General features: G+C 42.0%; 22 protein-coding genes, 1 pseudogene and 1 other annotated feature. Of the genes and pseudogenes, 9 read left to right on the top strand and 14 right to left on the bottom strand.

The genetic code is table 11. The features are described from left to right. Positions 1-6: 6 nt before the first annotated feature. Together WAZ74_RS07600 and WAZ74_RS07595 are read right to left on the bottom strand one after the other, a co-directional pair. Positions 7-708, bottom strand: coding sequence for a potassium channel family protein (locus WAZ74_RS07600; RefSeq protein WP_422307463.1), 702 nt, complete (start codon positions 706-708; stop codon positions 7-9). 64 nt (positions 709-772) lie between these two features. Then, a complete protein-coding gene (locus WAZ74_RS07595; RefSeq protein WP_422307461.1) occupies positions 773-2,548 on the bottom strand; it encodes a TrkH family potassium uptake protein in 1,776 nt (591 codons plus the stop codon). A gap of 404 nt (positions 2,549-2,952) precedes the next feature. Here WAZ74_RS07595 and WAZ74_RS07590 point away from each other — a divergent pair, with 404 nt between their 5' ends. Beyond that, the gene (locus tag WAZ74_RS07590; RefSeq protein WP_422307459.1) at positions 2,953-4,092 is read left to right on the top strand and encodes a M14 family metallopeptidase; all 1,140 of its coding nucleotides are present in this window, start codon (positions 2,953-2,955) and stop codon (positions 4,090-4,092) included. Between the two features lie 403 nt (positions 4,093-4,495). On the opposite strand, the gene WAZ74_RS07585 is transcribed toward WAZ74_RS07590, so the two are convergent. Then, positions 4,496-5,413 carry an alpha/beta hydrolase gene (locus WAZ74_RS07585; RefSeq protein WP_422307457.1) on the bottom strand — a complete coding sequence of 306 codons (918 nt, stop codon included), beginning with the start codon at positions 5,411-5,413 and terminating at the stop codon, positions 4,496-4,498. An 81-nt stretch (positions 5,414-5,494) separates the two neighbouring features. Further along, positions 5,495-5,851, bottom strand: a complete 357-nt coding sequence (locus WAZ74_RS07580) for a hypothetical protein (protein ID WP_422307455.1) — start codon at positions 5,849-5,851, stop codon at positions 5,495-5,497. 303 nt (positions 5,852-6,154) lie between these two features. Here WAZ74_RS07580 and WAZ74_RS07575 point away from each other — a divergent pair, with 303 nt between their 5' ends. After that, positions 6,155-7,378 (top strand): SEL1-like repeat protein, encoded by a 1,224-nt coding sequence (locus WAZ74_RS07575; RefSeq protein ID WP_422307453.1) that lies wholly within the window; start codon positions 6,155-6,157, stop codon positions 7,376-7,378. 115 nt (positions 7,379-7,493) lie between these two features. Then, positions 7,494-8,327: a tetratricopeptide repeat protein gene (locus WAZ74_RS07570; RefSeq protein WP_422307451.1), complete on the top strand. Its 834-nt coding sequence runs from the start codon at positions 7,494-7,496 to the stop codon at positions 8,325-8,327. A 70-nt stretch (positions 8,328-8,397) separates the two neighbouring features. Here WAZ74_RS07570 and WAZ74_RS07565 read toward each other — a convergent pair whose 3' ends face one another. Both WAZ74_RS07565 and WAZ74_RS07560 read right to left on the bottom strand, forming a co-directional pair. After that, on the bottom strand, positions 8,398-9,282 hold the full coding sequence (locus tag WAZ74_RS07565) for an XAC2610-related protein (protein ID WP_422307449.1): 885 nt from the start codon (positions 9,280-9,282) through the stop codon (positions 8,398-8,400). 64 nt (positions 9,283-9,346) lie between these two features. Beyond that, a pseudogene (locus WAZ74_RS07560) lies at positions 9,347-10,575 on the bottom strand (IS3 family transposase). Next, positions 10,253-10,369 (bottom strand) — a sequence feature (AL1L pseudoknot). Its footprint overlaps the pseudogene before it by 117 nt. Before the next feature lie 196 nt (positions 10,576-10,771). Here WAZ74_RS07560 and WAZ74_RS07555 point away from each other — a divergent pair. The 3 genes from WAZ74_RS07555 (at position 10,772) to WAZ74_RS07545 (ending at position 12,064) form a co-directional block, all read left to right on the top strand. Then, complete coding sequence (locus tag WAZ74_RS07555) at positions 10,772-11,104, top strand: hypothetical protein (RefSeq protein WP_422307447.1); 333 nt, start codon at positions 10,772-10,774, stop codon at positions 11,102-11,104. A gap of 508 nt (positions 11,105-11,612) precedes the next feature. Then, positions 11,613-11,768: a hypothetical protein gene (locus tag WAZ74_RS07550; protein WP_422307445.1), complete on the top strand. Its 156-nt coding sequence runs from the start codon at positions 11,613-11,615 to the stop codon at positions 11,766-11,768. Then, positions 11,762-12,064 (top strand): hypothetical protein, encoded by a 303-nt coding sequence (locus WAZ74_RS07545; protein ID WP_422307443.1) that lies wholly within the window; start codon positions 11,762-11,764, stop codon positions 12,062-12,064. The genes WAZ74_RS07550 and WAZ74_RS07545 overlap by 7 nt, the downstream gene beginning before the upstream one ends. A gap of 83 nt (positions 12,065-12,147) precedes the next feature. Here WAZ74_RS07545 and WAZ74_RS07540 read toward each other — a convergent pair whose 3' ends face one another. The 6 genes from WAZ74_RS07540 to WAZ74_RS07515 all read right to left on the bottom strand — a co-directional run bounded on the left by WAZ74_RS07540 (position 12,148) and on the right by WAZ74_RS07515 (position 21,573). Beyond that, the gene (locus tag WAZ74_RS07540) at positions 12,148-13,860 is read right to left on the bottom strand and encodes a multidrug ABC transporter permease/ATP-binding protein (RefSeq protein ID WP_422307441.1); all 1,713 of its coding nucleotides are present in this window, start codon (positions 13,858-13,860) and stop codon (positions 12,148-12,150) included. 166 nt (positions 13,861-14,026) lie between these two features. Continuing rightward, positions 14,027-16,315 carry a TonB-dependent receptor gene (locus WAZ74_RS07535; RefSeq protein WP_422307439.1) on the bottom strand — a complete coding sequence of 763 codons (2,289 nt, stop codon included), beginning with the start codon at positions 16,313-16,315 and terminating at the stop codon, positions 14,027-14,029. Between the two features lie 187 nt (positions 16,316-16,502). Then, positions 16,503-18,476 (bottom strand): Fe(3+)-hydroxamate ABC transporter permease FhuB, encoded by a 1,974-nt coding sequence (gene fhuB, locus WAZ74_RS07530; protein WP_422307437.1) that lies wholly within the window; start codon positions 18,474-18,476, stop codon positions 16,503-16,505. Then, positions 18,473-19,408 (bottom strand): ABC transporter substrate-binding protein, encoded by a 936-nt coding sequence (locus WAZ74_RS07525; protein WP_422307435.1) that lies wholly within the window; start codon positions 19,406-19,408, stop codon positions 18,473-18,475. The genes fhuB and WAZ74_RS07525 overlap by 4 nt, the downstream gene beginning before the upstream one ends. 38 nt (positions 19,409-19,446) lie before the next feature. After that, positions 19,447-20,211, bottom strand: coding sequence for an ABC transporter ATP-binding protein (locus WAZ74_RS07520; protein WP_422307433.1), 765 nt, complete (start codon positions 20,209-20,211; stop codon positions 19,447-19,449). Between the two features lie 177 nt (positions 20,212-20,388). Then, positions 20,389-21,573: a siderophore-interacting protein gene (locus WAZ74_RS07515; protein WP_422307431.1), complete on the bottom strand. Its 1,185-nt coding sequence runs from the start codon at positions 21,571-21,573 to the stop codon at positions 20,389-20,391. 624 nt (positions 21,574-22,197) lie between these two features. Here WAZ74_RS07515 and WAZ74_RS07510 point away from each other — a divergent pair. After that, positions 22,198-23,814 (top strand): NAD(P)/FAD-dependent oxidoreductase, encoded by a 1,617-nt coding sequence (locus WAZ74_RS07510; protein WP_422307429.1) that lies wholly within the window; start codon positions 22,198-22,200, stop codon positions 23,812-23,814. 72 nt (positions 23,815-23,886) lie between these two features. Here WAZ74_RS07510 and WAZ74_RS07505 read toward each other — a convergent pair whose 3' ends face one another. Continuing rightward, positions 23,887-24,771 (bottom strand): LysR family transcriptional regulator, encoded by an 885-nt coding sequence (locus WAZ74_RS07505; RefSeq protein WP_422307427.1) that lies wholly within the window; start codon positions 24,769-24,771, stop codon positions 23,887-23,889. Positions 24,772-24,935: 164 nt separating this feature from the next. Between WAZ74_RS07505 and WAZ74_RS07500 the strand changes: the two genes are divergently transcribed. Together WAZ74_RS07500 and WAZ74_RS07495 are read left to right on the top strand one after the other, a co-directional pair. Next, positions 24,936-26,075 (top strand): alkene reductase, encoded by a 1,140-nt coding sequence (locus WAZ74_RS07500; protein ID WP_422307425.1) that lies wholly within the window; start codon positions 24,936-24,938, stop codon positions 26,073-26,075. A 233-nt stretch (positions 26,076-26,308) separates the two neighbouring features. Further along, complete coding sequence (locus tag WAZ74_RS07495) at positions 26,309-26,524, top strand: hypothetical protein (RefSeq protein ID WP_422307423.1); 216 nt, start codon at positions 26,309-26,311, stop codon at positions 26,522-26,524. A gap of 34 nt (positions 26,525-26,558) precedes the next feature. Here the strand turns inward: WAZ74_RS07495 and WAZ74_RS07490 are convergent. Continuing rightward, positions 26,559-26,809: transposase (locus tag WAZ74_RS07490; RefSeq protein ID WP_422307421.1), on the bottom strand; the 251-nt coding region annotated here is incomplete at its 5' end.

The raw sequence follows: 26,809 nt of genomic DNA, 5'->3' as shown, positions 1-26,809 counted from the left end.
TATTGATTAGTGTACTTTAACCCCAACACTACGCAAAAACTGATTGATATGTTTGTTGGCACCATAGACTACTAGCACATCTTTATCCTGTAGCACTTGATCAGGCTTCGCCAAACCTTGAATGTGGGGCTTACTCTGGCGACGACCAAAGCTATCTTCATAATGCTCGTAGCACATGGTACTCAGTAGCTTGATATTAAATCTAGCTTCCAGCTGTAGCGCCCCAACCATTTGACCAATCAAGGTCGACGGAATATTAATCTCAACAATACTAAAGTTATCAGTCAACTCAAAAGAGTCAACGAAATAGCGTAATGAGAGCCGTTTCGCCCAGCGCATCGCTGATTCTTTTTCAGGATGAAAAATATCATCAACCCCAATCGCTTGCAGCACCTTTTCATGTAATGGATTGATACTACGACTGATTAAACGCTTAGCTTTTAAGGTTTTAAACAGGGCGGTTGCCATAATATTAGCGCCTTCATTTTCCCCAATCGCTACTACTACTATATCAGTATCCATAATGGGTAGGCCATTAACCGTATATTCATCGGTGGCATCCATACAAATAGTATGGGTAATCACTTCTTTATAAGCTTCAACCTTTTGCATACTACTATCGATAGCAATCACTTCATGCCCTTGGCTAGTAAGCGCTATGCCCAAGGAAGAACCAAAACTTCCTAAACCCGCAATGATATATTTCATAACTTTCCTTTAATAATGACGCTTTAATGACGTTTTAAATACTCAATAATAAATCCAATACACTTTAGTTAATCGTAATCTCTTCAGTCGGATAACGGTAGTTACGTTGATATCTATTTTTGAGTAGCGCAATAAAGATCGTCAACATACCCACGCGGCCAACGAACATAATTACCGAGACTACAAGCTTATTAAATGTGGATAGATCAGCGGTCAAATTTAAGCTCAACCCAACGGTACTGTAAGCAGAAAAACATTCAAAAATTACTTTAATCAAATCAAGTTCAGGCTGATTGTAACTGATCAGCGTTACGCCCGTACCAATGACTAATAACGACAGCCACATAATCGAGAATGCCCGACGAATAGAGATATCAGCAATTTCACGTTGGAATACTTCAACTTTGGTCTGACCGCGCGCTAAACTCAAGGTGTTTAACAACGCAATGGCAAAAGTACTGGTCTTGATACCACCACCTGTCGAGTTTGGCGAGGCACCAATCCACATCAAAAAAATGGTCAGCATGATAGTTGGGAACGCCAGCGCATCCATATCGGCAATGTTAAATCCCGCCGTTCGCGGTGTGGCCGCCGTAAACAGCCCCGTGATGACTTTGCCATAAAAGCTACTATGCTCAGCAAGTATGCCATTATATTCAAATATCATGACCCCAATTAGTCCTACCAATAATAAAGCGCCAGAGGTAATCAAAGTGATACGGCTATTAATACTAAGTAGCCATGGCTGATAACCATAACGCTGATCATTACGATGAAGGATACTGCGATAGAGCGTCCTTTGGGTACGGTGACGCAGGTAGCGCAGTAGATTAACGACTATGATAAAGCCCATGCCACCAAATAAAAAGGTGGTACTAATGATTAGCTGTAAAGGATAGTTAAAGCGTAGCGACTCATCATATAAGCCGGCACTAAAGGTAGAGAATCCCGCATTACAGAAAGCAGAGATGGCATGAAAGGCTGAAAAGAAGAGTCTCTCTGAGACACTCATCCCTGGCAAATCATAGATGCTAATATAAATCAGGATAGCAGCCAGCGCTTCAACGCCAAAGGTCACATATAAAATGGACTTAAGGGTAGTGATCATATCGCCCATTCTTCGTGAGAAGTTCATCTCACTCATACTGAGCTGAGTCTCATAACTGACGCCGCCCTTAAAAAAATAGCTAAAGTACGTCACGAAAGTCAGGATGCCAAGGCCGCCAATTTGGATTAACCCTATAATAATCACTTGCCCAAAAGTAGTGAAGCGGGTTGCCGTATCCACCACAATCAGGCCTGTTACACAGACGGCACTGGTAGCGGTAAATAGCGCATCAATAAAGGATATAGGCTCATTAGTGGCATTGGGCATCATAAGCAACAATGCACCGATTAATACTACTGACAGAAAGCTTAAGATAAAAAATTGACCAGGATTTAAAAAAGTACGATTAAGACTGAAGTTATTGTCAGATATTTCACGAATGAAAGTGACAAACACGGCAATTTTAATGGAAATAAACCCATCAACCGGCATCGATAGCCCTGAGCGCACTAATGCGATGAAATGTACCGCCAGTAAAATAAAAATCGCCACACTGGTTAGTAGATCAAAAACGGCCACTTTATTGACAGACAGTCGCATCTTTGCGCGCACATAGCGCGCAACCGTGGCGACAAATCCTAGTAAAATGATGGTTAAATAAAACAGATGAAAAATATGCTGTAGCCAAGTTGAGAGTGTAAAGCCACTATCAATGAGAGCAACCCCAACTCCGATTAGACTAATAAAAATAGTGAGCTTATTTAATAACCGATACGGTAGGGCTGGATGCATAGCCTAATTCCATGAAAGGAGTAACGGTAACACTTATACACTTTTTTATCGTCATTCACTAAGGTTGGTTTTAAATAATCGTAACCAATCATGACAACATTTATTAAAGTGTTTCATTAAATAATGTGAGTGTTAGTGAAGATATAAACGATAAAAGTAAAAGTATACTTAAGTTGGTAAATGCACTTGCTTTTTAACTAATGAGCAGCGAGAAATGCAGCAACTGCGTAAGTAGGTTCAAGGAACGCATAAAAGGAATTAAAGGAAAGGTTACAATTGGAGGAAAAATGTTACATTTAAGGTCGTGAAGATATAAATATACTATCTTTGCTTTGGCTATCGCACGCCTCTATAGCTCAACATATTTTTAAAATACCCCCATAAAAATTAATTAAGGAAAGATTATGCATATCACTGCTAATTTCGATGCCGGTAATATTGAGGTTATTAATTTAGACGATAAAAAAAACATCCAACTGGCCATTCGTCCAGATGTTGGCGGCGAGTTTTTCCAGTGGTTTAACTTTCGTATAACAGGTGAAGTTGGCGAGCAATATGTGCTCAATATCCTGAATGCTGGAGAAGCAGCATTCCCTGCAGGGTGGGAGAGCTACCAAGCGGTTGCGTCGTACGACCGTGACTATTGGTTCCGTCTGCCCACCTCATATCAAGACGGCAAACTCACCATAACAGCAGATATGGAATGTGAAACCATTCAAATTGCTTTTTTTGCCCCTTACAGCTATGAGCGTCATCAAGATTTATTAGCCGCGGTACAAATGCACCCGTTGGTGACGTTAGAGCATTTAGGAGAGACCCTTGATAAGCGCGATTTAACTTTAGTCAAAATTAGCGATGGCGATAGCGATGCTAATAAAAGCAAACGCAATATTTGGATCACTGCGCGTCAGCATCCCGGTGAGACGATGGCTGAATGGTTGGTAGATGGGCTACTGCATAGCTTGTTAGATGGTGATAATGCCACGGGTAAATTATTATTAGATAAAGCCAATTTCTATATTGTGCCTAATATGAATCCAGATGGTAGCGTGCGCGGTCATCTGCGTACCAATGCAGTTGGGACTAACCTAAACCGTGCCTGGTCAAATCCAAGTTTAGAGACCAGCCCTGAAGTGTTCCATGTCATCAATAAAATGGAAGCGACCGGTGTTGACCTATTTTATGATGTGCACGGTGATGAAGAGATACCTTTTGTCTTCCTTGCCGGCTCTCAAGGTACGCCAAGTTATAACGACCGCCTCGCGCGTCTACGCGATAGATTTTCAGAAGTGTTAAAGCTGGCCAGTGCTGACTTCCAGACTGAAGAGGGTTATGACGTTGATGCACCAGGTACCGCGAATATGACGCTTGCCACTCACTGGGTTGCCGAACGTTTTGACTGCTTGGCCAATACTTTAGAGATGCCGTTTATAGACAACAACAATGTCCCCGACGCGGATACAGGTTGGTCACCTGAGCGCTCTATGAAATTAGGCGAAGCCTCGTTAGTCGCCATGCTTGCTGTGGTTGATGACTTACGTTAGACGTTAATTAATAATTTGGTGTTAGTTAATGATTTAGTCCTGTTTCTTGTAGCAGTTCTTGAACATCATTTTTTATAACAGGCCATAAGAAAAATATTGAAAATCCTATCGCTTAATGGTGATAGGATTTTTTAATTATACGACAGGATATTTGTTTGTAAACCCGCTAAAAAAACCATTATGCTTGCTAATCTAAAGTAATAAATGCCTGTTTTAACTAAGTACCTGCCTTACCTAAAGGCTTCTCTTTATGCCAAATCAGCTCAACCGCAACTGGCCAACTGTGCTTATCGAAATCCAGTATTGAGCGTATTACCCAAGTAAAAAAACCTTTTATGCTATTTTTTATATAACGTAAAATTTTTTTAGGTCTTAATTGATTCAATATTTCACTTATTTTTTATTACGACATGAATGCATCTGTTTCAATTATCTCTTGTACAAAAAGAGCGAACTCATCAATAAGATGACTCGTTTCGCGCCCAAGACCTTGATGGACACTCATTAAATGAGTAAAACCATGTGGTACGCCAAGGATGGTATGAGTGTGAACATTGATACCATAACCTTGTAGCTGTTTGGCATAGACCAATGCTTCGTCTCGTAAAATATCCAATTCGGCAGCCACGATATAGCTCGGACACATTTTTGTATTATCACCACACATGGGCGAGATAAGGGCGTGCGGTTGCGTTAAAGAGCTGTCTTGTAGATAAGCGGCATGAAACACTGCAACATCATCATAGGTCAGCATTAATCCTTCACCGTACAACTTCCAGCTTGGATAGTCGGTTCCGATATCGGTTATCGGATATAACAATAGTTGCGCCAGCGGGCGGGGTAAATTTTGTAGCTGCTGGAAAACATCAAGGGTGAAGTCATCAAGCGTATTCATATATTGCTTTTTATCAGAGGGTTGCCTAACAGTGGCGTTGCTCACCTGCTGCGCGACCAGTGCAGCAAGACCACCGCCTGAGCTATCACCTGCTAGAACAATACGAGAGGATGATGCGCCAAGGGTATGCGCATATTTAGTCAACCAAGTATAAGCTTCAAGACAGTCTCTAATAGCGATAGGCGCAGGGTATTCCGGTGCGAGACGATAGTCAACGCTGACCACTGCCCAGCTAGTTTGCGCACAAACGACATGACAAAACTCATGATCTGTATTGACGTCACCGACACAGAATCCGCCACCATGAAAAAACAACATCACTATTTTTTCAGGGTTATCGCCATTTTTTTTATGATTTTGAGTGATATTAGATTCTGCTTGATAACAGCGAATAATCATATCACCACCATCAGCGTTGGCAATCACCTTGTCTTGCCAGCTTACCGAATTGCCAGTTTCTTTATTCTTCCTATTTTTATTTTTAGAATGATCGTCAGCATTTATTTGCTACCATACGCTTGGAGATTGCATAGCGACCATCTCGGTTGCAAATTTTTGCCGTAACTTTATTAATTGGGTGGTTTTTATAGGTGGCTTAAGCTTATGGTTCAAGCCGATAATGAGTCTCATATGTGCATCAGCGTGAGGGTACTGCTCAGTTGTAGGTGCTTTTATATAGTGATTGAGTCGCTCCAAAATTGGCGTAGGCAAGTCGCCCAATCCCTTTAGAAAATAATGTAGAGCGTGTCGCTGATTGGCATGGTTAAGCGCAGTGATTTCTACTGTTTTTATTGCTTTTGTTAGTAATGAATTTAGTAAGGGATTTAGCGATGCATTTAATGATAGTATCGGCAACAATTTCATAATTTCCCTCACTTAAGCAAAATTAGTATTGGCTTTTATCTTATCGTCAGCCTTTTATGGACAACACACAATATATTTAAAGTAATTAGATCGGTATAGTAGATTCAACTGCGTTTTAAATAATATCCATATCTAATCAATTTGAATATAGCTAGAATTAAGAAGCTTACTGTTGCTTCTATAACACTAGCGTAGCTGATATATAAGAGTCTGAATGCTAGATGACAGCAAGAAATGTCTGCGTATTATCTAAGTTCGTCTTATTAAGTTGGATGTGTGCTTTTCATAGGGAGAGTGTTAGTCATGCCTACATTTAAAACGTCTATTATTTATAACGTGTTAATTCTGAGCTTATCGTTTGGATTAACGTTACCAGCTGTTAGTGCAGACTTTGCAACGACTCAGGCGATTGCGGAGCAAGGAAATGCTGACTCTCAATACCGCCTTGGTTTTAAATACTATATAGGCAAAGGCGTTGAGCAAGATTATTTCAAGGCATTCGAATGGTATTCAAAGGCTGCTAATCAAGGTAATGCTGAAGCTCAAAATAATCTTGGCGAATTATATGATAAAGGCAAAGGTGTTGAGCAGGATTCAGCTAAAGCTTTTGAGTGGTATCTAAAAGCAGCAGAGCAAGGTGATGCTAAGGGGCAGTTCAATGTTGGTGCTCTTTATCACAAAGGTGAAGGGATCGAGCAGAGTGATAGCAAAGCCATAGAATGGTACTTAAAATCTGCCTCTCAAGGGAATAAGGGCGCTAAAAATAACTTAAAGATCCTAAATCTTAATAAAGAAAACAGACCTCAAAACTCAGCTAAAACGATTGAATGGCTCAACAAAGCCGCCAACGAAGGTAGTGCAGACGCACAGTTTGAGCTTGGCGTTCTCTATCACGAAGGCGATGGAGTAACACAAGATTATAGCAAAGCAGTTGAATGGCTCACCAAAGCGGCCAATCAGGGACAAGCAAAGGCTCAGTATGTTCTTGGAGCGATGTATTACTTTGGCAGAGGGGTTGAGCAAGATTATACCAAGGCTAGGCAGTGGTGGCAGCAATCCGCTGAGCAAGGCTATGACGAAGCTCAGTACAACCTTGGAGTCATGTACAGTCATGGCGAAGGCGTTGCTCAAAGTTATAATAAAGCGTTTGAATGGTATCAAAAAGCGGCCAAACAAGGACAAGTCGATGCGCAAAATAATCTTGGGGTCATGTATGAAAATGGCAGCGGCATTGCCAAGGATTATGCTAAAGCGTTTACGTGGTATGAAAAGTCTGCTGCTCAAGGGTTATCTGAAGCCCAGTATAATCTGGCCTGGATGTTTGAGAATGGCTATGGTGTAAAGCAAGATTATAAGCAAGCGTTTAACTGGTATCAAAAAGCGGCTAAGCAAGGTGATGTCATGGCAGCATATGTGATTGGCACGATGTATAACTATGGCAGAGGGGTAGCGCAAGATAAATCTCAAGCCGATATATGGTTGAATAAAGCTTGTGGGAATAGAGTAGAAATGAGCTGCAATCAGTAACCGCTGCTTTATAGATAAGAGTTAATAAAGTGTTGAGCAATCCGCTGTAAGTAGGCAAAAGATTTATCATTATAAGTATTTTTGTTATAAGTATCTTTATTATTAAGGATAAGCCATGGCTGACTCTAGGCTGAAAACGATTGTTATCCATACAATGATGATTTTAGCTTTATGGTTTGTACTAGCTGTGCCAGTCATAGCCGCAGACTTTGCAACCACTAAGCTTAAAGCGGAACAAGGGTATGCTGATGCCCAGTATCGCCTTGCGCTAATGTACGACTACGGCGAGGAAGTAGAGCAAGATTATGCCCAAGCCTTTAAGTGGTACCAAAAGTCTGCTAATCAAGGATATGCAAACGCGCAATATAATCTTGGTTGGATGTATAAAAACGCGCATGGTATGCCAGAAGATAATGCAAAGGCGGTTGAGTGGTATCTAAAAGCTGCTAACCAAGGTTATGCGTCGGCTCAAGCCACCCTTGGATCGATGTACTATAGTGGTAAAGGGGTTACTCAAAGTTATGCTAAAGCCCTTGAGTGGTATTCGAAGGCTGCCAACCAAGGAGAAGCAGTCGGTCAGTATAATATGGGAATAAGCTATTACCAAGGGGTGGCCTTACTTCAAAACTATGAGAAGGCTGTTGAATGGTATCAAAAAGCTGCGGAGCAAGGTTTTTCAGACGCACAATATAATTTAGGTCTTATGTTTGAGGAAGGGGAAGGGGTCAGTCAAGATTATAACAAGGCACTGAAGTGGTACCAAGACGCTGCAGATCAAGATGATGCCGATGCTCAGTATCGCCTTGGGGTCATGTATGAAGCAGGAAAAGGCGTTGCTAAGGATAAAATCGAAGCACAAGAGTGGTATCAAATCGCTTGTAATAACGATTATGCAAAAGGCTGCAAAGCTTATGATAGGCTAAATGTGAAAGAACTGCGCCGTCATTAAGGTTTTTAATCAAGATATATCCCGTCCAAAATAGGTAACAGACATCTGCAGCAGTATATATCTAGCCTGCCTAACAGCAAGGTACTCTTTTCCATTGACCATCTACACGTTTAAGCGTGTCGTCTTTAAAGCGCGCCAGTTGCTTATGCGGATAACGTGTCGCGTAGCCTAAAACTGTCTCCAACGTTTTATTACGCACAAACTTTTTACTCTGTGGATCATAGAGCCAGTAAATATATTTTTCACTGTGATCGCCTTCTGCGGTGTTCAATACCAGATCAAAATAGCCGTCGTAGTTCATGTCTACGTATCTGGTACTGTACGCAGATGCTTCAAACCCCGTTAACTTCTGCACTACTTTTTTGGTATCTTTATTAATGACATCCACTTGAGTAATGGTAGAGCGATACCAAAGATCATTGTCAACGCCATAATATTTAAAGACAAACTGTGGGTAGGTTTTAATAGGAATCGCTGGGGTAAAAGTGGTTTTTTTGATTGTCGCTTCGCCCTCAGAATAGTGGGTGACTGTTCCTACCAAAGTATTATTACGCAGATTTAGCGTGCCATCGATGGCATATTCTGGCGGAGCCTCTAGACCAATCTCTGGATCATATGATTTTAAGGTGATATTTAATCCTTTCTGAAAACCCTCAACCGAAACACCGCCCTCTTTGTTTAAATAAAATAACGTGCCATGCGGGTTCCATATCCCTGAATATATCGTTAATAAGAAATTTCCATCATCTGAGCGCCAATCACGCTCGGCATAAGTGGTGACATCCGTGATTAGCTTGACAGGTTTTTTTATAGCGGATTTACTGGTCGAAGTTGCCTTTGTGGGGGTAGCTGCTTGTGTGCTAGGCACAGTACTCGCTAGTAAACCTAGCAAGATTATGCTGACTAGATAGCGTTTGGAGCGGTTATCTTGGCGATTTGATCGAAGGTGTGGCATATCCTATCTCCCTATAGTGCGTTTGTGAACCGCCCCGAGTATATCGGAGGTTGATTTATTTGAGTCAGGCAGCGATGCCTGACAGGATTAAATTATCATAATACCGCTTTTTAAATTCAAAAGGCGATACATAACCAATCATGCTATGCAGTCGTATTTTATTAAACCTGAGAAGCGTTAAAAATCGATTAATTATCGATTTAGCTTCGCAAGACGAGAGCTGTGCTCGAAATGCCACCTATTTAAGGGTTGCCAGTTCAACATCATTAACTCCAGTCCAGTTTTTCTTTAGATATTCAATCACCTCAGACTTATAAAGCCCGTTGACCGTTTTAGCCAATGCATTATCGTACGAATCACCAGTCGTGCTAACAGAAGCGATAACGCCAGAGTCAGTCATTTTATCGGTGTAGCGAATGGATAAATACTGAACCCATCTATCACTATGATGAATCACGTTTTTGAGCTTGTTTCTATCTATTATTGCTTGATTTAACGCTGCCATCACCATATCCGTGTTCATACGCTTTGATACTTTCCAGCCGGCGATAGCGCGAGCAAACACATCAATAACAAAAGCGGTATAGACCCAGCTACTAATCATCTTGATATAGATGAAGTCAGCAATCCTGAGAAGCACTGCTTTGCAAGGATTGGGACGATGGGCGCTAAAGTTACGATTGACAAAGTCATCAGCCCATAACTGATCGTCTCGGCTGTTAGTGATTATCTTACCTTTACCACGCTAAAACTCTTGCAATCCTTGATTCTTCATTAACCGTCCTACGATACAGCGAGCCACATGAGCGCCATCCGCTTTCATCTGCTGCCAGAATTTTCGCGCACCATAGTGGCATTTGCTATCTGTCCAAATACGTTTAATCTCGTTGATATAAAAGTCGTCATGCTAACTGCGCAGTGAGCGCTTTTCTGGATTATTAACTAAATATTTCTCACGGTAATAGGTTGATGAGGCAATCGGTAGAGCTCTACAGATGGCTACGGCCCCGTACTGGTGTTTATTGTGGTCAATAAACTCAACCATTACTTGTGTGTGCGGTCGAGCTCCGCCTGGGCGAAAAAAGCCGCCGCCTTGCGTATAATCTCATTGGCTTGCTTAAGCTCTTTAATACGTTGCTCTTAGCTTTGCGCTTGTACAAAAGCTGGTATGCTTTTCTCAACATGCTTCTTGTACCATGACCATAGCGTTTCAGGACTGCAACCAATATTTGGCGCTATAGCTTGAATAGCCGACCATGTAGAGGGATAGTCGCTCGCTGCTTCAATCAACATGCGAACGACGCGTTCTTTGAACTCGGGGGTGTAGTTTCGTATTCTCTAAGATTGTTGAGCCTCCGGCAATACCGGGGCGGTTCAGTTAAAAGCTATAATTAATTACAAGTCATTGTGATGATGTCATTAGTTTGTCACATCAAAAACCTAGTATAGCGAGTTATAAATTCTTAAGTATAAAACAGCGGGGAAAATGATGTTCGCCACAAAAAAGCAAAGTGATATAAAAGTTAGTCAGCAAAGTTTTGACGCCATCATGATGTTAGCAATCACTACGGTCGCAGATGATATTGGTAGTGCACCTATCGCTGATACGCCCTTATTTGATGAGGCGCACGAAGCTTATTGTGCCCAGCTTTTGCAGAGTATCATTGGATGGCAAGAAGAGAACAATCAAGACCGATTATTTGATAGCAATGCTGCCCAAAGTTACGATTATGCTAAGCGTGAGGCATTGATAAAGGTTGCAGAGACAAAGCTCTATAATGCATTGCATAAGAACGATTGTATTAGTAAGGAGATGATGTAGTGGTATGTTAATCAACTTAATAAACTATAAAAAAATAAAGCAAGGAAGAGCGTGTTTGTCTAGGTGTTACGATATGACTTAACCCACGCCGCACTGTAGTGTTGTATTTTCTATACTGGCATGAGTTGTAACTAAGTATAGCTAAGCGAGTCCTAAACGAAAGATAACTCTCCGGTTCTTTCGTTTTTTTATGTCTAACGAAGACCATCGCTTTGATATTTACAATGCTTATCGTTGATAATGCTATATCCTAAAAACTATGATATTTCTATCTGAGAAGTAAGGATTGTGTTATCAGTATTTTTGTTGTTTATGAGTAAAAATCAAGCCATACACTCTGATTTAGTTAGAGTGGATACATTCTAAGCTTTTAAAAAGTGACTCTTAATCTTAGTCATTAAGGGCTTTTTTATTGTTATTTATTGGTTTGGCAAGACGTTATCAGTTGAATATGCCACAAGGTGCGACTGGGGTGTGAACCATTAGCCAAGACTCCACGAGCTACGATATGAAAAGCCCAACGGCTGACCGTACGGTGCAATTGACCGTTATTCAGGTAAGGTTTTGGCAGATATCCGCTACAATGATTACAATGCCTTTGGCAAATGCATGGCAGCAGGTGCCGCCATACACATGGGGATACTTGGTGTATGAAGCGTGTTAGCCAACGTTTTGTTTTGCCTATCGATTATTGCCATTTGTATGAGCGGTTATGTCATGTGGTGGCAACGCCGCCCTCGTAATAGCAGTGATATGGTTGGATTAAATCCACCAGCGCGTGATCTCCGTTTTTCTGTATGGTGGCTGCTTGCCATTCCTTTACTTGTCGTGGCCATCATTTTCCCAACGGCAATCATTGCTAGTGTCGTCATTGGATTATTAGACTTTTTGTTAATATCTCGCTTTTCATTTTTGCAAAAGCTATTGAAACAAATGATTAGATTTCATCAAGCCAATTAATAATGATTGTGAAAAAATGAGGCGACGTCTTATAGAATCGCTCCTTTCTTTTGCCACCATTAGGTGCCTCATGCTAGTCAAATTCAGTTCAACATAGATATGGCATCAGCACTGGCACGCTGTCGCTGTTCCTCGTTTAATTCTGTCAGTTTGCCTTGTTTCATTAGTAATAAGCGGTCAGCATGCTCAAAATAACCGTCATCATGGCTGATAATAAATAAGGTTTTACCCATCGCTTTTAATTCAGGGATTAACGTTTGATAGAACACTCGGCGAAAAGCAGGATCTTGATCAGCGGCCCATTCATCCAGTAATAAAATGTCCTTTTGTTCGGCTACTGAGAGTAACATCGCCAACCGTTTGCGCTGTCCCTGCGATAATTTGTCTGTTGATAAATGGCCATCGGTGACACTGATTTTATCTTGTAAGTTTAGTTTATGCAGCCAAGACGTCACTAGCGTCATGTCAGGGTCATTACCTCGACTGCCTACCAGCTGTTTAAACAGATGCTGATCGCTAAAAATAGCAGAAAATAGCTGCCTATAATCAACATTATTTACTTCTGAAATGGTTTGTTGATCAACTCTCACAAACCCTGTGGTAGGGGTAAAAATCCCTGTAATTATCTTCGCTAAAGTAGACTTACCGCTACCATTAGCCCCTATCAAAAAGACCACGTCGCCACGGTTAAGAGTAAGATTAATATTACTTAATATGTCAGTAGAGGAACCACGATTTTCAGCCGCTAAGCCTTTTGAATCATTGTTAGTATCACCGTAGCGATAGCCAATATCTGTCAGCGATATGGATTGCCAGTCTTTTATAGCAGCATCAGTAATGAACTCTGGTTTATAGTCACTGAGTGCTAAAGAGTGGATTTTATCTAAGGCGACTTGGGCCGTTTGTAAGGTCGGATAAGCACCTACGGCATGGAGTAGTGGGGATTGCATAAATAAAATAGTTAAGGAAAAAGTGGTCGCGACGCCCATTGATATATCAAGCTGACTTGATACGGCAAATACTAGGCCAATCGCTGCAAACATCATGATATTAGACCAATTCACGGCGGATAGATGGAACGTATCTGCTTTAATAATACGCGCTTGGTAGGATTTGGCATGACTTAAAAAATCATCTTTGTAGAGTTTTTCGGCGCGATGATGATTTAGCGCCAGCTCTTTACGTCCTTCTATTATTGACTGATAATCTTGATATAAATCGTCGTTAATTTCTCTTAATGTTGTCAGATGATGATAGACATGCTTGACCAAAATGGTGCTTATCCAAATCGTCATCGCAATCCAAAACATGATGATAAGCAGTAATGGCAATGATAGCCAGCCTAGATAAAGGGCGACCCCAATAGATAAAATAATCCCTTGAACCAATTCCGGCATCCTTACAAAGGCAACTGTAATAGATTGAATGTCTGATGAGAGACTGGCTAATAACCGCGCGCTCCCCAAATGGTCTATCTGAGGCACCTTAGTGTCGATAATTTGTTTAACTAGCTTGGTTCTGAGCTCATAAACAAATTTGTGACCTAAACGGGTTAAGGCATATTGTGATATGAACGTAGTGATTAGCAGCAGCAGCACTAATACTGTAAAATAGCCTAAACTCACCCATGATAAGGTGTTGAAAACGGGCTGACTGATAAAGGTGTGGTTAATATAAGCAATGATGCCAACACTGACTGCTGCATTCACTAGGTTAAGCAAGATGACTTTGAGAAAGGGCAGGCGATATTGAACCCAAATCAGATGATATAAAGAAGATGAGGTACGAGAAGACATAAGAGCTCAATAATAGAATAAATTTCACGTATCTGTTTTACGTATCTTTAAAAGCATAAAAGGGAGTAGGTAGGTCCTAATCCCTTTTATTCAAATGTCATAAACAGACTTTAACGAATGTGCTTTAACGAATGTACTTTAATGAATGTACTTTAATGAATTCGGCTTAAAAGTCGAAAGTGGCTGATACTTTTAAGGCAGTGGGTTCGCCAGCATTTAGATAACCATAGCCTGGCAGACCACCAACAGATTGCCAATAATCTTCACCCGTCACGTTGGTGACCACACCTTTTAGCGTCACGTCTTGTCCTGCTAGCATAGTCCGATAGCGGGCACCTATATCTAATGTGGTATAACCGTCGACTTTTAAAGTATTCGTGGCATCTGCGTAACGTGCGCCCGTGTGAATAATATCGCCAGTTACCGTTAATCCTGAGAGTGCGGCGACATCATATTCTAGGTTGACGTTGCTTTGCAGTTTAGGAATACCGATGACTCTATTACCATCTAACGCGACATCACCTGTGTCGTTCTGTTGGGCATTTAAGTAGCTCACGCCAGCGATGAGGCGCATGTTTTCACTAGGACTACCAAATACCGATAACTCAGCCCCTTGGTGGCGATTCTCACCAGCGGCTACAAAGGTGTTGCTGTCATTAACGTAAGCACGCGGCTCGTCTGTACGGAATAAAGCAAAACTACTGCCAATAATGCCATTGTCATACTTAACACCGACTTCGGTTTGCTTGCTCACATAAGGGTCTAAACTTTGACCACCATTGCTTATGGTGCCATCATTATTGCTTAGAGGAGCCGTTGCCCCTGGAGCTAAGCTTTCAATATAGTTACCATAAACAGACCAGTCTATACTTGGCTGATAAACAAGACCGACACTAGGTGTCCATTCATTTTTATCATATTCGGTAGTTTTGGCCTGAGTATTAAAATCGTAACTGGTCGTTTTTATATTTTGATGACGCACGCCTAAGGTGGCTTTTAGCTTGTCATCTAACATAGATATGGTGTCAGCTAGGGCAAAACTTTGAAATTGCTTTTCATTCGTTAATTTTGGATCATCTAAGTGACCACCAAAAAATGCCGTATCTGACCAGCTGTTATCAGGATAATCAGTAGGGCGATATAAATTAGTGGCGAGTTGGTTACCAAAATCAAAACCGTAGGCGCCTTTTTCTTCTTGGTCATACAGGTCGGTGGAGACTACCCAGTTATGAGCGGTGTTACCGAACTTCAATTGCCCGCGTACGCCCAGCTCAGCACTTTGGACGCTATCTTCACGGGTGTTATCAAAGCGATAAGTAGAGCCAGTACCATCAGTATTTGTTACCGTCAGGCCCGCTAAAGAGTTGGCTTCCTCTCCACGCCTAATACCGTAAGCGCCGTAAGCTGTGATGTTGTCACTAAAATCGTACTCCGCTCTAAGAGTACCAAATAGGTCTTCTTCATTTGAGTAAGTCCAAGGCTGCGCCCAGTTTTTTGATCCGTCTGGTGCATCTGGTACTCTTGCAACACCATCAAGAGTCACATTAGGCCGAGTTTCTTTGAGTTTGTTGTTTTGCCAGCCCAAATCTGCTGATAATCGATATTGGTCACCTCTATAATCTAAACCAAGTGCTGCTAGACCTAAGGTTGATGACTCGTCATCGATAGCACTATCACCGTCTTGATAGGCGGCGTTAAATCGTACGCCAAAAGAATCATCAGTACCAAAACGGTCACTAACGTCTACGGCAACTTTGCCTTGATCGCCTGCGCCATAACCCACAGTCAGTTGACGAAGCGGGTCATTAGACGCGCGTTTCGGCAACAGATTAATAGTACCACCTGCGGTACCGCCACCTGGCGATGCGCCATTAAGCATGGCAGATGCACCGCGCTGAACTTCAACACGTTCGAACAATTCAGTGGCGATATATTGCCTAGGTAATATACCGTACAAACCGTTAAACATCGTATCATCTGATGTGGTCACAAATCCGCGTATGATATAAGCTTCTTGAAAGTTACCAAAACCTCTTGCAACACGCACTGTTGGGTCCTTTTTGAGAAGGTCGCCGACACTTTGTGCTTGTTGATTGGTGATATATTCATTGGTATATGACGTGGTAGAGAACGGAGTATCCATAATATCTTGATTGCCCAATAGCCCCACACGGCTCCCTGTAGCAACTTGCCCGCCCTCATAAGCTGATGGTAACCCGTCAGCAGAGGCATCTGCACTGCTAGTAACCACAATAGTATCAAGAACAACACTCGGCTCCGTGGACTGCTTATCCGTATTTAGATCTGTTTGTGCCCATGCTGTTTGGCTAACAGCAAATAGAACAACAGAAGTGGATAAGCAGGATAGACTCAACGATTTCACTGAAAGGGGATGACGAGCTCTGCTCAATGGTTTAAGGCAAAATAGAGCAGCATATAAGCGAGACAGTTGCATGGATGTTACCGATATGTAAGTTAAATGACTATTATAATGATAATCATTTTCATTACAATAGTACTGCTACATTAATTTAAAATATTTTTTTAAAATCTTAATTTTTAAAAATCGTAAGCCATTACTTTGATCTGTCACTGCGATGTCTCAAAATTATTAAGACATCACCCAGACCGACTTATACTGGTCAGGCTCTGATACGCCGCATCAGATATAAGAAATAAGCGCCACCGATAATAGCAGCAATGGTGCCCGCCGGTATCTCGTAAGGGAATATGATATAACGACCGATCCAGTCAGCGAGTACCATTAGACCTGCGCCTAAAATAGCCGCCAGTTGCAATTGGCGCTTAAGTTGAACGGCTCCTAAGGTAGTGGCAAGGTGCGGAATCATCAGACCCACAAAGCTAAGTGGTCCCACTGCCAACGTCGATATCGTGCTAAGCGCTGCTACGAGAATTAATATCAAACTTTGAAAGAGTCTCAATGGCACCCCAAGCTCGCGCGCCACGCCGCTCCCTAAACTTAATATCTCTAATGGTTTTATAAGCATAAAACTCAATAAAAAAAGTACCAACGCAAATATGACAAGCAGCCATGCAGTCTCAGGATTTGCAAGATAAGTAGAGCCGGATAGCCAGCTCAGAACGGCTTGGAGTCTTTGGTCACCAGAGATTTTTACGAGACTTAATAGACCGCCCATCAAAGCGGCAATGGCAACACCAATCAACAGTAAATAAGCCGAATTTACTCTACGGGCCAGCCAAAGGATTAGACTAAGTACGATAGAGGCGCCCAATAATCCTGACAACACAATACCGATATAGCCAAATTGAGGCAGGAAAACAAATGCCAATACCACACCTATCGCTGAACCTGAGCTAATACCCAAGACTTCAGGGCTGGCCATAGGATTGCGAGTTAGCGTTTGTAGTAGTACGCCAGCAGTGGCTAACATCACTCCGGTTGCGGCAGCACTTAAGGTACGCGGTAATCTGAAATCAATAATTAAGTCCCATACGGCACTTAGTTGCCAGCCATTTGCAGTTGCAGTAAAGACCAATATGCCTACTACTAGCAGTACCAAGGCCACACCCCAGCGAATCAAATGAACATTACGGCGTTCAGAGATAAGGGATGGCATAACCTCATCGGCATGTTGGCGGCTTTGGGTGACTATTAGCCATATGACCAATGGCGCACCGAGCAGTGCCGTCATCGCATCAGCAGGAATATTTAAGCTCAGATAATGTTGTAGTAGCGTTGTCGCATTACTAGTAATCCATAATAAAAGTGCGCCAAAACCATAACCTAATAGCAGACGATAACCAATACGCCTGACAGAAAACACGTTAACAAGCGTGGCGGCACCCAAACCAATAAAACCTATAGGGCCTACACGGCTAACCACAAGGGCAGTCAGTATCGCCACTAGTCCTATTACTAATCCACGAATGACATTAACAGGGACGCCCAAACTCTTTGCTTGTCGATCGTCTAAGCTCATTATTTCTAAGGGCTTTAACAGAGGTATTAAGCTGACAAAAGCGGCCACACTAGCGACTGTTAATAGGACAGATACTTGCCAATTATTCTGAGTGAGGCTGCCCGCCGCCCACACCATGACATTTAAGGCTTCTTCAGAGTAGTAGATTAATAATAGGGCGGCAATAGCACCCAAGAGAATATTGGTGACTAAGCCTCCCAGCACTAATACCAAAGGGTTCATACGACTAGGAGCGGCTAAAATGAATACAATCGCCATACTACTGAGCGCCCCGATAAAAGCGACCCAAAAGCTTCCTCCTAGACTCAAACTAGGCAGAAACAAAGTGATAATCAGCAACGCCATGTTTGCGCCACTACCTACTGCTAATGTCGTGTCTGAGGCAAGGGTATTTTTCACCAACTGTTGCAACAGCACACTCACTAGCCCTAAGAGACCACCGGCAGTTGAGGCTACCAACATAGTCGGTACTATTTGTAGCTGGGCGCTCATGTCCTTAAGGGACAAGTCAAATGACGGTGTAAACAGTTCGATGAAAGACAGTTGCCATAGCTGATGTATCACTGCGTAGCTGCTGACTATTACCAGCATTAACAAAAGGATAACCATAATATAGATGCGGTTAGCAGACGAAAAATTATTTTTAATCATCATAGATCGGTATCGCCTACAAAACTGGCAGTCGTTAAGCGTTCAGCTAAGACGGTCATGGAAGCAATACCACCATTAATCCATGTGGGGGGTAGCAAGGTAAGACAACGTCCTTCGTTAGCGTGTTGACGGTCTTTATCAAAGGAATAACCGAGTCGCTGCCATACTAAGCTATCTTTCAATTTCAGCTTCAGAAGGTCGCTGATGGGTTCAACAACAACGAGGCAAGTGTCGTTATCAAGTTGTGCCAAATCTCCTAGCATAACAGGCGCAAAGCCCCATTGATTCCCGTCTCCCAATGTTATTAAGTCTAGTCCCATTTCAGCTAAAGCCGGTGCAAATAAGCTATTTTGTGAATACATGCGTAAATTATCAGTATCGGCAAACTGTACGACAGCCAATTTTCTAATATGAGGATAACGCGTGCGGAAAATCTGTCCTGCTTGTTTTATCTCATTTTTACTTCTGTCTAAATAGGTCTGTGCTGCTTGAGGTTGACCAATATACTCTCCCAATTTTAGCGTGGGTTCTATAAAATCTTTCCAAGTAGCGATTTTATTAGAACTATCAAGCGCAATAGAATGAATAGGTAAATCGCCGTACATAGGACGCAGATGTTCATAAAATGAGCTGTCTATCACCATATCTAAATCTAGCTGAGAGAACATCTCAGGATTGGGTTGATAGCGTGTGCCCACATCTTTTGTGATGGCAGGTATGGTCGGTTTGCCCACCCATTCTCTATATATAGATTTATCACCCATAGCAATGGGCGGGTAACCCATACCAGTTAGCGTCGCGGCAATGCCCCAATCGGGTGTCATTACTTTAGGTAAAGCTGGGCTGTTTTGGTTAGATGATGGAATCGGTGTAGCATCAGATGACTGGCAACTACTTAATAGTAAACATGAAATCAGTGCCGTAGAGATAAACATGAAAGAGATCAAAAAGCATCTTTGCGTCTGATAGTACCTCATATAACGGCTACTTTATGGCTAGTGACAGGGTGGGTTAATAGCGTGAAGTCTACCCCAAATATTGAATGGAGCACCTCTTGTTGCATGGTACTTGCGACATCGCCCATATGGCACAGCTTGCCTTGTTTTAAGGCAATGAACTCATCACAGAACCTTGCTGCTAGATTGAGGTCATGCAAGATAATGACCACACCTAAGCCTTGTTCATCAACCAATTGACGAATTAGCTTTAAAACTTCAACTTGATAAACCACATCGAGTGCCGCTAACGGTTCATCCAATAGTAAGTATTCGGTCTGCTGTGCCAAGCACATGGCTAACCACACGCGTGCGCGTTCACCGCCAGACAAGGTAGACACTTGGCGGTATCTAAAGGCTTGGACTTGGGTGAGCTTGATTGCATTATCGACATGCTCATGATCTTGTGCAGTGGGTTTTTGTAGCCATTTTTGATGGGGGTATCGACCGAGCATCACCAGCTCATAGACCGTAAACGCACCCGCGTCAGGCAAGTTTTGTGGCAAGTAGGCAAGATTCTGCGCTAAAGCTTTAGCAGAAAAATCTCGTAGATTGTGCTCATTAATATGGACGTCACCTTGCGTCGGTGTCATCTCTCCTGCCATCGCTTTGATAAGGCTCGACTTACCAGAACCATTATGACCAATTAAGGCATATAGCTTTCTCGGTTCAATCTTAAAAGAAGTGGGATGCAGCAATACTTTCTTTTGACGGGTTAAGCCTAAATCGTTGATGTACATCATAGTCAATGGTCTAAAATAAAGGGGCTATTCTAAAGAATAAGCATTCAATAATGCAAATGATTTTTATTTTCATTTGTTGATAGGGGTGCGATGCTCTCATTAAGTGCTCTCATTAAGTGCTATTATTAAGTGCTATTATTAAGTGCTATTATTAAGTGCTTGAGTATTGTCTCGCTATTATTGAGCGCGCCAATATACTTTTAACACCATATCCTGACGTGATAAACCCAGCGTTGACTTTAACTGCTGCCTCAATGACTTGGTATTGGTTGCTTCGAGTGCGCCCCATACTTTAGCAATAGTGACTGGTAGGCTTGCTAGTTTGGCGTTTAACACCTCCATTATTTGTTCTGTGAGGTCAACTGTCGGCTTATTTATAATATGATGTAAATTTTCTGCCATGAAATCTTTATCACGGCGTAATTGCTCACTTAAATCGAGATTATGGATATAGCTCATATCGTCTGCATCGTTGGTAATCACAATAACAAGGGGCGGCAAGGGGTTTTGCCAGTTCTCTAGCAGATTGGCCACAGTCGGTAAGGACGTTTCATCACAGATGAGCAAACATTGACCTTCAGTGAGGTGTTCTATCTTTTCGGGATATTCGCGCACACTTTTTATTTGCATACCACTGTCCAAAGCGTGTGCCCAGTTACCTCCTGCGGTATTGCCATGAATATAAACGTCTATCCACGCTCGAACTGGCGAGTTATTGGACTCTTGCCATGCTTTTCTTAACGTATAGTAACGCTGTAAAATTTTATCGCTATCGCTATCGCTGTCATCTGAGTCGTTTTGTTTGACAGATACTGAGTTTAAAGCTGAATCTAGCTCAAATAAATAACCATAACCGGCATGGTTAAGAGGTGCATTATCAGGAGCGGTGACCACCAAACGGTACATATTAGGACTGGCATAATACCCATCAAGCACAGTAAAGAGCTGCTGTTGCAGTTTTATCGTACGCTTACCGAGCTTTTTAGCTGCTGCTTGCAGCAAGATTATATATTGCTCTTGCAACGAGATTGATTCACTAATAGGGTCAGTAAAAGCAATGAAGTATTGTCTACTGGGATAAGATAAACCTCCATCGTTTATCTTATTGTTAGTGCTGTTATTTTGAAGGGCGTTGACGTCATTGTTGTTATTAATCGTCGTTATTTCTAATAGCATGCCATCGAGATATAGTTCTGCTATCGATGTTATAGCGTCATCGCTGATTGACGTAGTCGTGAATGCATTGATAAACATAGCCAGTTCATCTTGATGCTCTTCATTGACATGATGAATAAATTGGGCTTTATCGGCAGAAACTAGCGGGATTTTATCGGTATTGTCTTGAGCAAAAGGTTGAGCCATAAAGTCTTAATCCAATCTATACAGGTTATAACGGTCATGTGCTTGCCACGACGTTTAAAAACTTAACTATAGGCAACGTTAGTTAGATGATTAAGTAATGTAGCTACTAAAATATAGAAGTAAGCTAGAACTAGGCTATACACAAACAATGATATTGAGAACTATTACTATTTACGTTATTATTACGTTATTTAGATTTTATGTCAACCTTTCTATATCTATTATCAATTAGAAAAGGCAGCGCTCAGGTTGTATGTAGCTGGAGTCAAATACTTTTACACTAAGGAGTTTTTAGGCTATATATTGAAATTGAGTATAATGAGGAGCGCCTAACAAAGCACTGCTTTGTAGAGACGCAAGGCAAGAGCTATGCTCGCAGTGACACTAGGATTCAAAAGGTTTTGGGCTATAAATCGCCAAGACAGGTGTGGTCTGACTTTTACCGTTAGGCTGCGTAACTAAAACCTCTCAAATTTGACTGTACAGATGTGACGACAGAGGTTATTTTCAAATTACAATACAAATCCGTAAATTTACCCTACGTCAGTAAAATATTTATTCGCTTATTTGTATCAGTACCAGTAAAATGCGAGACAGTTTTCTATACGAGTTTATGAGTAACCAATGATACGTTTAACTGAAATTAAATTGCCATTAAATCATGCACCTGAAGATCTAACGACTGCTATAACGACAAAACTTAAAATTTCTGCTGAGCAAATGGCGTCATTTGTGATGTTTAAACGTGGTTATGATGCTCGTAATAAAAGAAATATCCAATTAATTTATACACTAGATATCATACTGACCGACTCGGATTTAGCCCATGATTTACTGGTTCAATTTGCGTCAGACAATCATGTTAAAGCAACACCAGATACCAGCTACAACTATGTAGGTGAAGCGCCAGAGAATTTAACCGAACGTCCTGTTGTTATTGGCTTTGGTCCTTGTGGTTTATTGGCAGGACTCACCCTTGCCCAAATGGGTTTTAAACCCATTATCATTGAACGTGGTAATGAAGTAAGACAACGCACCAAAGACACTTTTGGCTTTTGGCGTCAGCGTAAATTAAACACGGAATCAAACGTACAGTTCGGTGAAGGTGGAGCGGGTACCTTTTCCGACGGTAAATTATATAGCCAAGTGAAAGATCCAAATCATTATGGTCGTAAAGTCATGACCGAGTTTGTTAAAGCGGGCGCACCAGAGGAAATTTTATTTGTTAGTAAACCGCACATAGGCACTTACAAGTTAGTCACTATGGTAGAAAAAATGCGTGCCGAGATCATAGAACTCGGTGGGGAAGTCCGTTTTGCTACTCGCGTAGACGACTTGCATATCACTGACTCAAAAGTAACTGGCGTGACACTTAATAGTGGCGAAACCTTAAAAACTAACCATGTTGTTCTTGCTGTTGGTCATAGCGCCCGAGACACTTTTGAGATGATCCATGATAAAGGCGTGTATATTGAAGCAAAACCTTTCTCGATTGGTTTTAGGATTGAACATAAACAGTCAACCATAGACCAAGCACGCTTTGGTGACAATGCTGGAAACGAAATACTGGGTGCTGCGGATTACAAACTAGTTCATCACTGTAAAAATGGTCGTTCTGTTTATAGCTTCTGTATGTGTCCAGGCGGAACCGTTGTTGCCGCAGCATCAGAAGAAGGCCGTGTTGTCACTAACGGCATGAGCCAATATTCAAGAAACGAGCGTAACGCCAACAGTGCTATTGTGGTAGGCATCGACCCAGAGCGAGATTATCCAAACCATCCTCTTGCTGGTATCGACTTACAAAGACAACTAGAAACCTTAGCGTTTGAATTAGGCGGCAAAAACTACAATGCACCAGCGCAAACCATTGGCGATTTCTTAAAAGGCAAACCAAATTCAGAATTGGGGGATATAAAACCGTCTTACACACCGGGCATTACCTTAACCGACTTAAGCAAAGCACTACCCGATTTTGCCGTGGATGCCATACGTGAAGCCATTCCAGCATTTAATAAAAAAATCAAAGGATTTTCATCTGACGACGGTTTACTAACTGGGGTAGAAACCAGAACATCGTCACCAATAAGTATTAAACGCAATAAAGAATTCCAAAGCATTAATACCAAAGGCTTATTCCCTGCAGGCGAAGGCGCTGGCTACGCAGGTGGAATATTATCAGCAGGGATTGATGGCATTAAAGTCGCCGAAGCTGTGGCGAAATCGATGTTAAAGATAGAGTAAGAGCGGCTTTAGACAATTATTGGAGCAGATTAGGTTTCAGTCAAACTGACCCCTGCCATCAAATCCTATACATTATAAGTTTCTTAACTGCTCAATTAACCAAAGGTGTATGCCACTGTCATTGGTACGTGGATGCCATGCCGCTATTACCTTAAACGTGGGCGGTAAGGCTTCTACCTGAATCTCTTTGACCTTACTGTTTGGCAATAGTCGCGCAGGATAAAACGCAATCATATCGGTGGTGTGCAGAATATCTGGTACCGCTGAAAAGCTAGGGACTGACATAACAATGTTGCGCTTAAGCCCTTTTTCTGCGAACCATTGATCATGGGAGCCACGCAAATTGGCGCGCGAAGGGGATACCACCAGCTGCGGGTGTGCGGCAATTTGCGCCAGTGTTAATATCTCTGTCGCCAGCTCATTTTTATTACCTGTAATGCATAAGTGCTGCTCTTCAAATAGCGTCACATACGATAAGTTATCAGGGATAAACTCTGGAAAAGTAATCAGCAAATCAAGTTCGCCTGCTGCAATAAGCTGATTAATATTGTCTAAGGCGAAGTCGCGCACGATCAATTTTAAATCAGGCGCTTCACGGCGCGTTATATGAAACAATTGTGGCAATAATGCCTGCGTCGCATAGTCGGTCGCGCTAATCGTAAAGACACCTTTATAGGTTCGCGGCGTAAATACCTCTGGCTCTAACAACACTTCCAACTGCTTTAATATATCGTCAATAGGTTTCTGCATCGATAGTGCCTTTGGCGTTGCCACCATGCTATTGCCTTGACGAATAAACAAACGGTCATCAAATAGATCACGCAGCTTACGCAACTGCTCGCTAATCGCTTGTTGCGTCAGACCCATTTTGCGCGCGACTTGTGAGAGATTTTTTAGATCAAGTAGTGACTGAAGCACCCTAAGCTGCTTAATATCAAGCCGGTTCATACCATTCATAATCTGCACCATTAATAGTTGTATCTTAAACAAGAATAGGTTGTTTCTAATTGTACCTGCAACGCTCTATGCTTATCAACATTGCTTAAGCCGCCAATCAAACCTGAAAACAGGGTGCTTGGCTCAAAGAATAAGCCTATCCGTTTGCTTTACAAGAGAGTGTTATGAAACAACCTATACCGAATACCAGTACATTATTTTCATCTGTAGCGCTTGGACCTTATACGCTTAAAAACCGTATCGTGATGCCACCGTTGACGCGCTCTCGTAGCACGCAACCAGACAATATTGCTAATGACTTAATGGCAAGCTATTATGCACAGCGCGCTACAGCAGGCTTTATGGTGACTGAAGGTACGCAGATTGAGCCAAGAGGTCAAGGTTACGCGTGGACGCCAGGTATTCACTCACCAGCCCAAATCGAAGGCTGGAAAAAAGTCACGCAGGCGATACATGAAAAAGGCAGTATTATTTTTGCGCAGCTTTGGCACGTTGGCCGTGTCTCTCATACCAGCTTACAACCGAACCAAGATCAGCCTATCGGGCCTTCTGCCATCACTGCTGACAATGTAAAAGTATTTATTGAAACTGGCCCAGGCGAAGGCGCTTTAGCCGATCTAAGTGCGCCGCGTGCATTGAGTACAGAAGAAGTGGGTGAGCTGGTTGCTATGTATGCGGCAGCCGCACGAAACGCCTTAGAAGCAGGTTTTGATGGGGTAGAGCTACATTGTGCCAATGGTTATTTGGTGAATCAGTTTATCTCTGAGCATAGCAATACACGTGATGACCAATATGGGGGTTCGCTGACCAATCGTCTGCGTTTCTTAAAAGAGATCGTCGCCGCCGTCAGTGACGTCGTTGGTGCGGATCGTTTAGGCGTACGTTTTGCGCCTTTATTTGCGAGTACCAACGAGACCCGCGTGTATTTAGGTCTAGTAGAATCAGACCCGCATCATACTTATATTGAAGCAATTAAAGTACTTGAACAAGCGGGCATTGCTTACTTATCCATCGCAGAGGCTGATTGGGACAACGCGCCTGATTTACCAGAGCCTTTTTATCAAGCCGTCAGAGCTGAGTTTTCAGGACGTATTATTTATGCGGGTAAATACACTGTGCAGAAGTCGGTCGATATATTATCTAAAGGTTATGGGGATTTATTTGCTTTTGGTCGTCCTTTTATTGCTAATCCCGATTTACCTGAGCGCATAGCCAATAATTGGCCACTCAATGAGGCAGATCCTGCCACGATGTATGGTGGTACTGATATTGGATATAGTGATTATCCGCGCTATCAAGAATAGTTAAAAAGAAAAAGTACCACTATTATCTGGTGCTACTGGTGTAAATTTTACTGGCTTGCTGTGCCTGCGCAGACAGAGGCTGTGCAAAATTTATCCCAGTAGCGCTGTATTTATTTAATCCTTATCTACTACAGCCTCTAAATAATAATTAAAAAACGAAAATAAGTAATGAAATAAGGTCATTCGTGGCCTTATTTTTTACTGATAAACTTAATGGTTTCTGGTGTAATGCAATGAATGAGACATTTAAAAACAGACTGATACGTATATTAGTAGGATATGTCGGACTTTATCCGACGCTTTTGATCGTGTTAACGTTACTAAAGCCTGTGACCCATGATTTAAGTCTGCCTGTGGTGGTGTTGATTGAAACAATAATACTCGTTCCGTTGACACAGATGGTGTCATTCCCACTAGCAGGCTGGCTCATTGAGCGTTTAAGAAGATAACAATAGCCACTCTTGGTTAGTTAAGCTGCTATAGTTAATCCAGAATAAAAGAGATACATCCCATATCACGAAACAGTTTAGGTAGATTATTCTCCATCCACCCTTGGCGTAGAAATTTTGCCTGTGCCCATTTTTTCTCGATGGGATTAAGATCAGGACTGTAGGGTGGTAGCCATAGAATACGATGGCCATGTCTGTTCAGTAGTTTTTGAATGCATTTGTTTTTATGAAATCGAGCATTATCCATAACAATTACGCATTTGGTTTTAAGGCTTGGAATGAGCG

This window comes from Psychrobacter sp. (genome assembly GCF_049295055.1).
GTDB lineage: Bacteria > Pseudomonadota > Gammaproteobacteria > Pseudomonadales > Moraxellaceae > Psychrobacter.
This window is presented reverse-complemented; position numbering and strand designations above follow the sequence as displayed.

Excerpts from the sequence above, each read along its gene's own strand:
- WAZ74_RS07600 (WP_422307463.1), bottom strand. The coding sequence starts at position 708 with ATGAAATATATCATTGCGGGTTTAGGAAGTTTTGGTTCTTCCTTGGGC.
- WAZ74_RS07595 (WP_422307461.1), bottom strand. The coding sequence starts at position 2,548 with ATGCATCCAGCCCTACCGTATCGGTTATTAAATAAGCTCACTATTTTT.
- WAZ74_RS07590 (WP_422307459.1), top strand. The coding sequence starts at position 2,953 with ATGCATATCACTGCTAATTTCGATGCCGGTAATATTGAGGTTATTAAT.
- WAZ74_RS07580 (WP_422307455.1), bottom strand. The coding sequence starts at position 5,851 with ATGAAATTGTTGCCGATACTATCATTAAATGCATCGCTAAATCCCTTA.
- WAZ74_RS07575 (WP_422307453.1), top strand. The coding sequence starts at position 6,155 with ATGCCTACATTTAAAACGTCTATTATTTATAACGTGTTAATTCTGAGC.
- WAZ74_RS07570 (WP_422307451.1), top strand. The coding sequence starts at position 7,494 with ATGGCTGACTCTAGGCTGAAAACGATTGTTATCCATACAATGATGATT.
- WAZ74_RS07565 (WP_422307449.1), bottom strand. The coding sequence starts at position 9,282 with ATGCCACACCTTCGATCAAATCGCCAAGATAACCGCTCCAAACGCTAT.
- WAZ74_RS07555 (WP_422307447.1), top strand. The coding sequence starts at position 10,772 with ATGTTCGCCACAAAAAAGCAAAGTGATATAAAAGTTAGTCAGCAAAGT.
- WAZ74_RS07550 (WP_422307445.1), top strand. The coding sequence starts at position 11,613 with ATGAAAAGCCCAACGGCTGACCGTACGGTGCAATTGACCGTTATTCAG.
- WAZ74_RS07540 (WP_422307441.1), bottom strand. The coding sequence starts at position 13,860 with ATGTCTTCTCGTACCTCATCTTCTTTATATCATCTGATTTGGGTTCAA.
- WAZ74_RS07535 (WP_422307439.1), bottom strand. The coding sequence starts at position 16,315 with ATGCAACTGTCTCGCTTATATGCTGCTCTATTTTGCCTTAAACCATTG.
- fhuB (WP_422307437.1), bottom strand. The coding sequence starts at position 18,476 with ATGATGATTAAAAATAATTTTTCGTCTGCTAACCGCATCTATATTATG.
- WAZ74_RS07525 (WP_422307435.1), bottom strand. The coding sequence starts at position 19,408 with ATGTTTATCTCTACGGCACTGATTTCATGTTTACTATTAAGTAGTTGC.
- WAZ74_RS07520 (WP_422307433.1), bottom strand. The coding sequence starts at position 20,211 with ATGATGTACATCAACGATTTAGGCTTAACCCGTCAAAAGAAAGTATTG.
- WAZ74_RS07515 (WP_422307431.1), bottom strand. The coding sequence starts at position 21,573 with ATGGCTCAACCTTTTGCTCAAGACAATACCGATAAAATCCCGCTAGTT.
- WAZ74_RS07510 (WP_422307429.1), top strand. The coding sequence starts at position 22,198 with ATGATACGTTTAACTGAAATTAAATTGCCATTAAATCATGCACCTGAA.
- WAZ74_RS07505 (WP_422307427.1), bottom strand. The coding sequence starts at position 24,771 with ATGAATGGTATGAACCGGCTTGATATTAAGCAGCTTAGGGTGCTTCAG.
- WAZ74_RS07500 (WP_422307425.1), top strand. The coding sequence starts at position 24,936 with ATGAAACAACCTATACCGAATACCAGTACATTATTTTCATCTGTAGCG.
- WAZ74_RS07495 (WP_422307423.1), top strand. The coding sequence starts at position 26,309 with ATGAATGAGACATTTAAAAACAGACTGATACGTATATTAGTAGGATAT.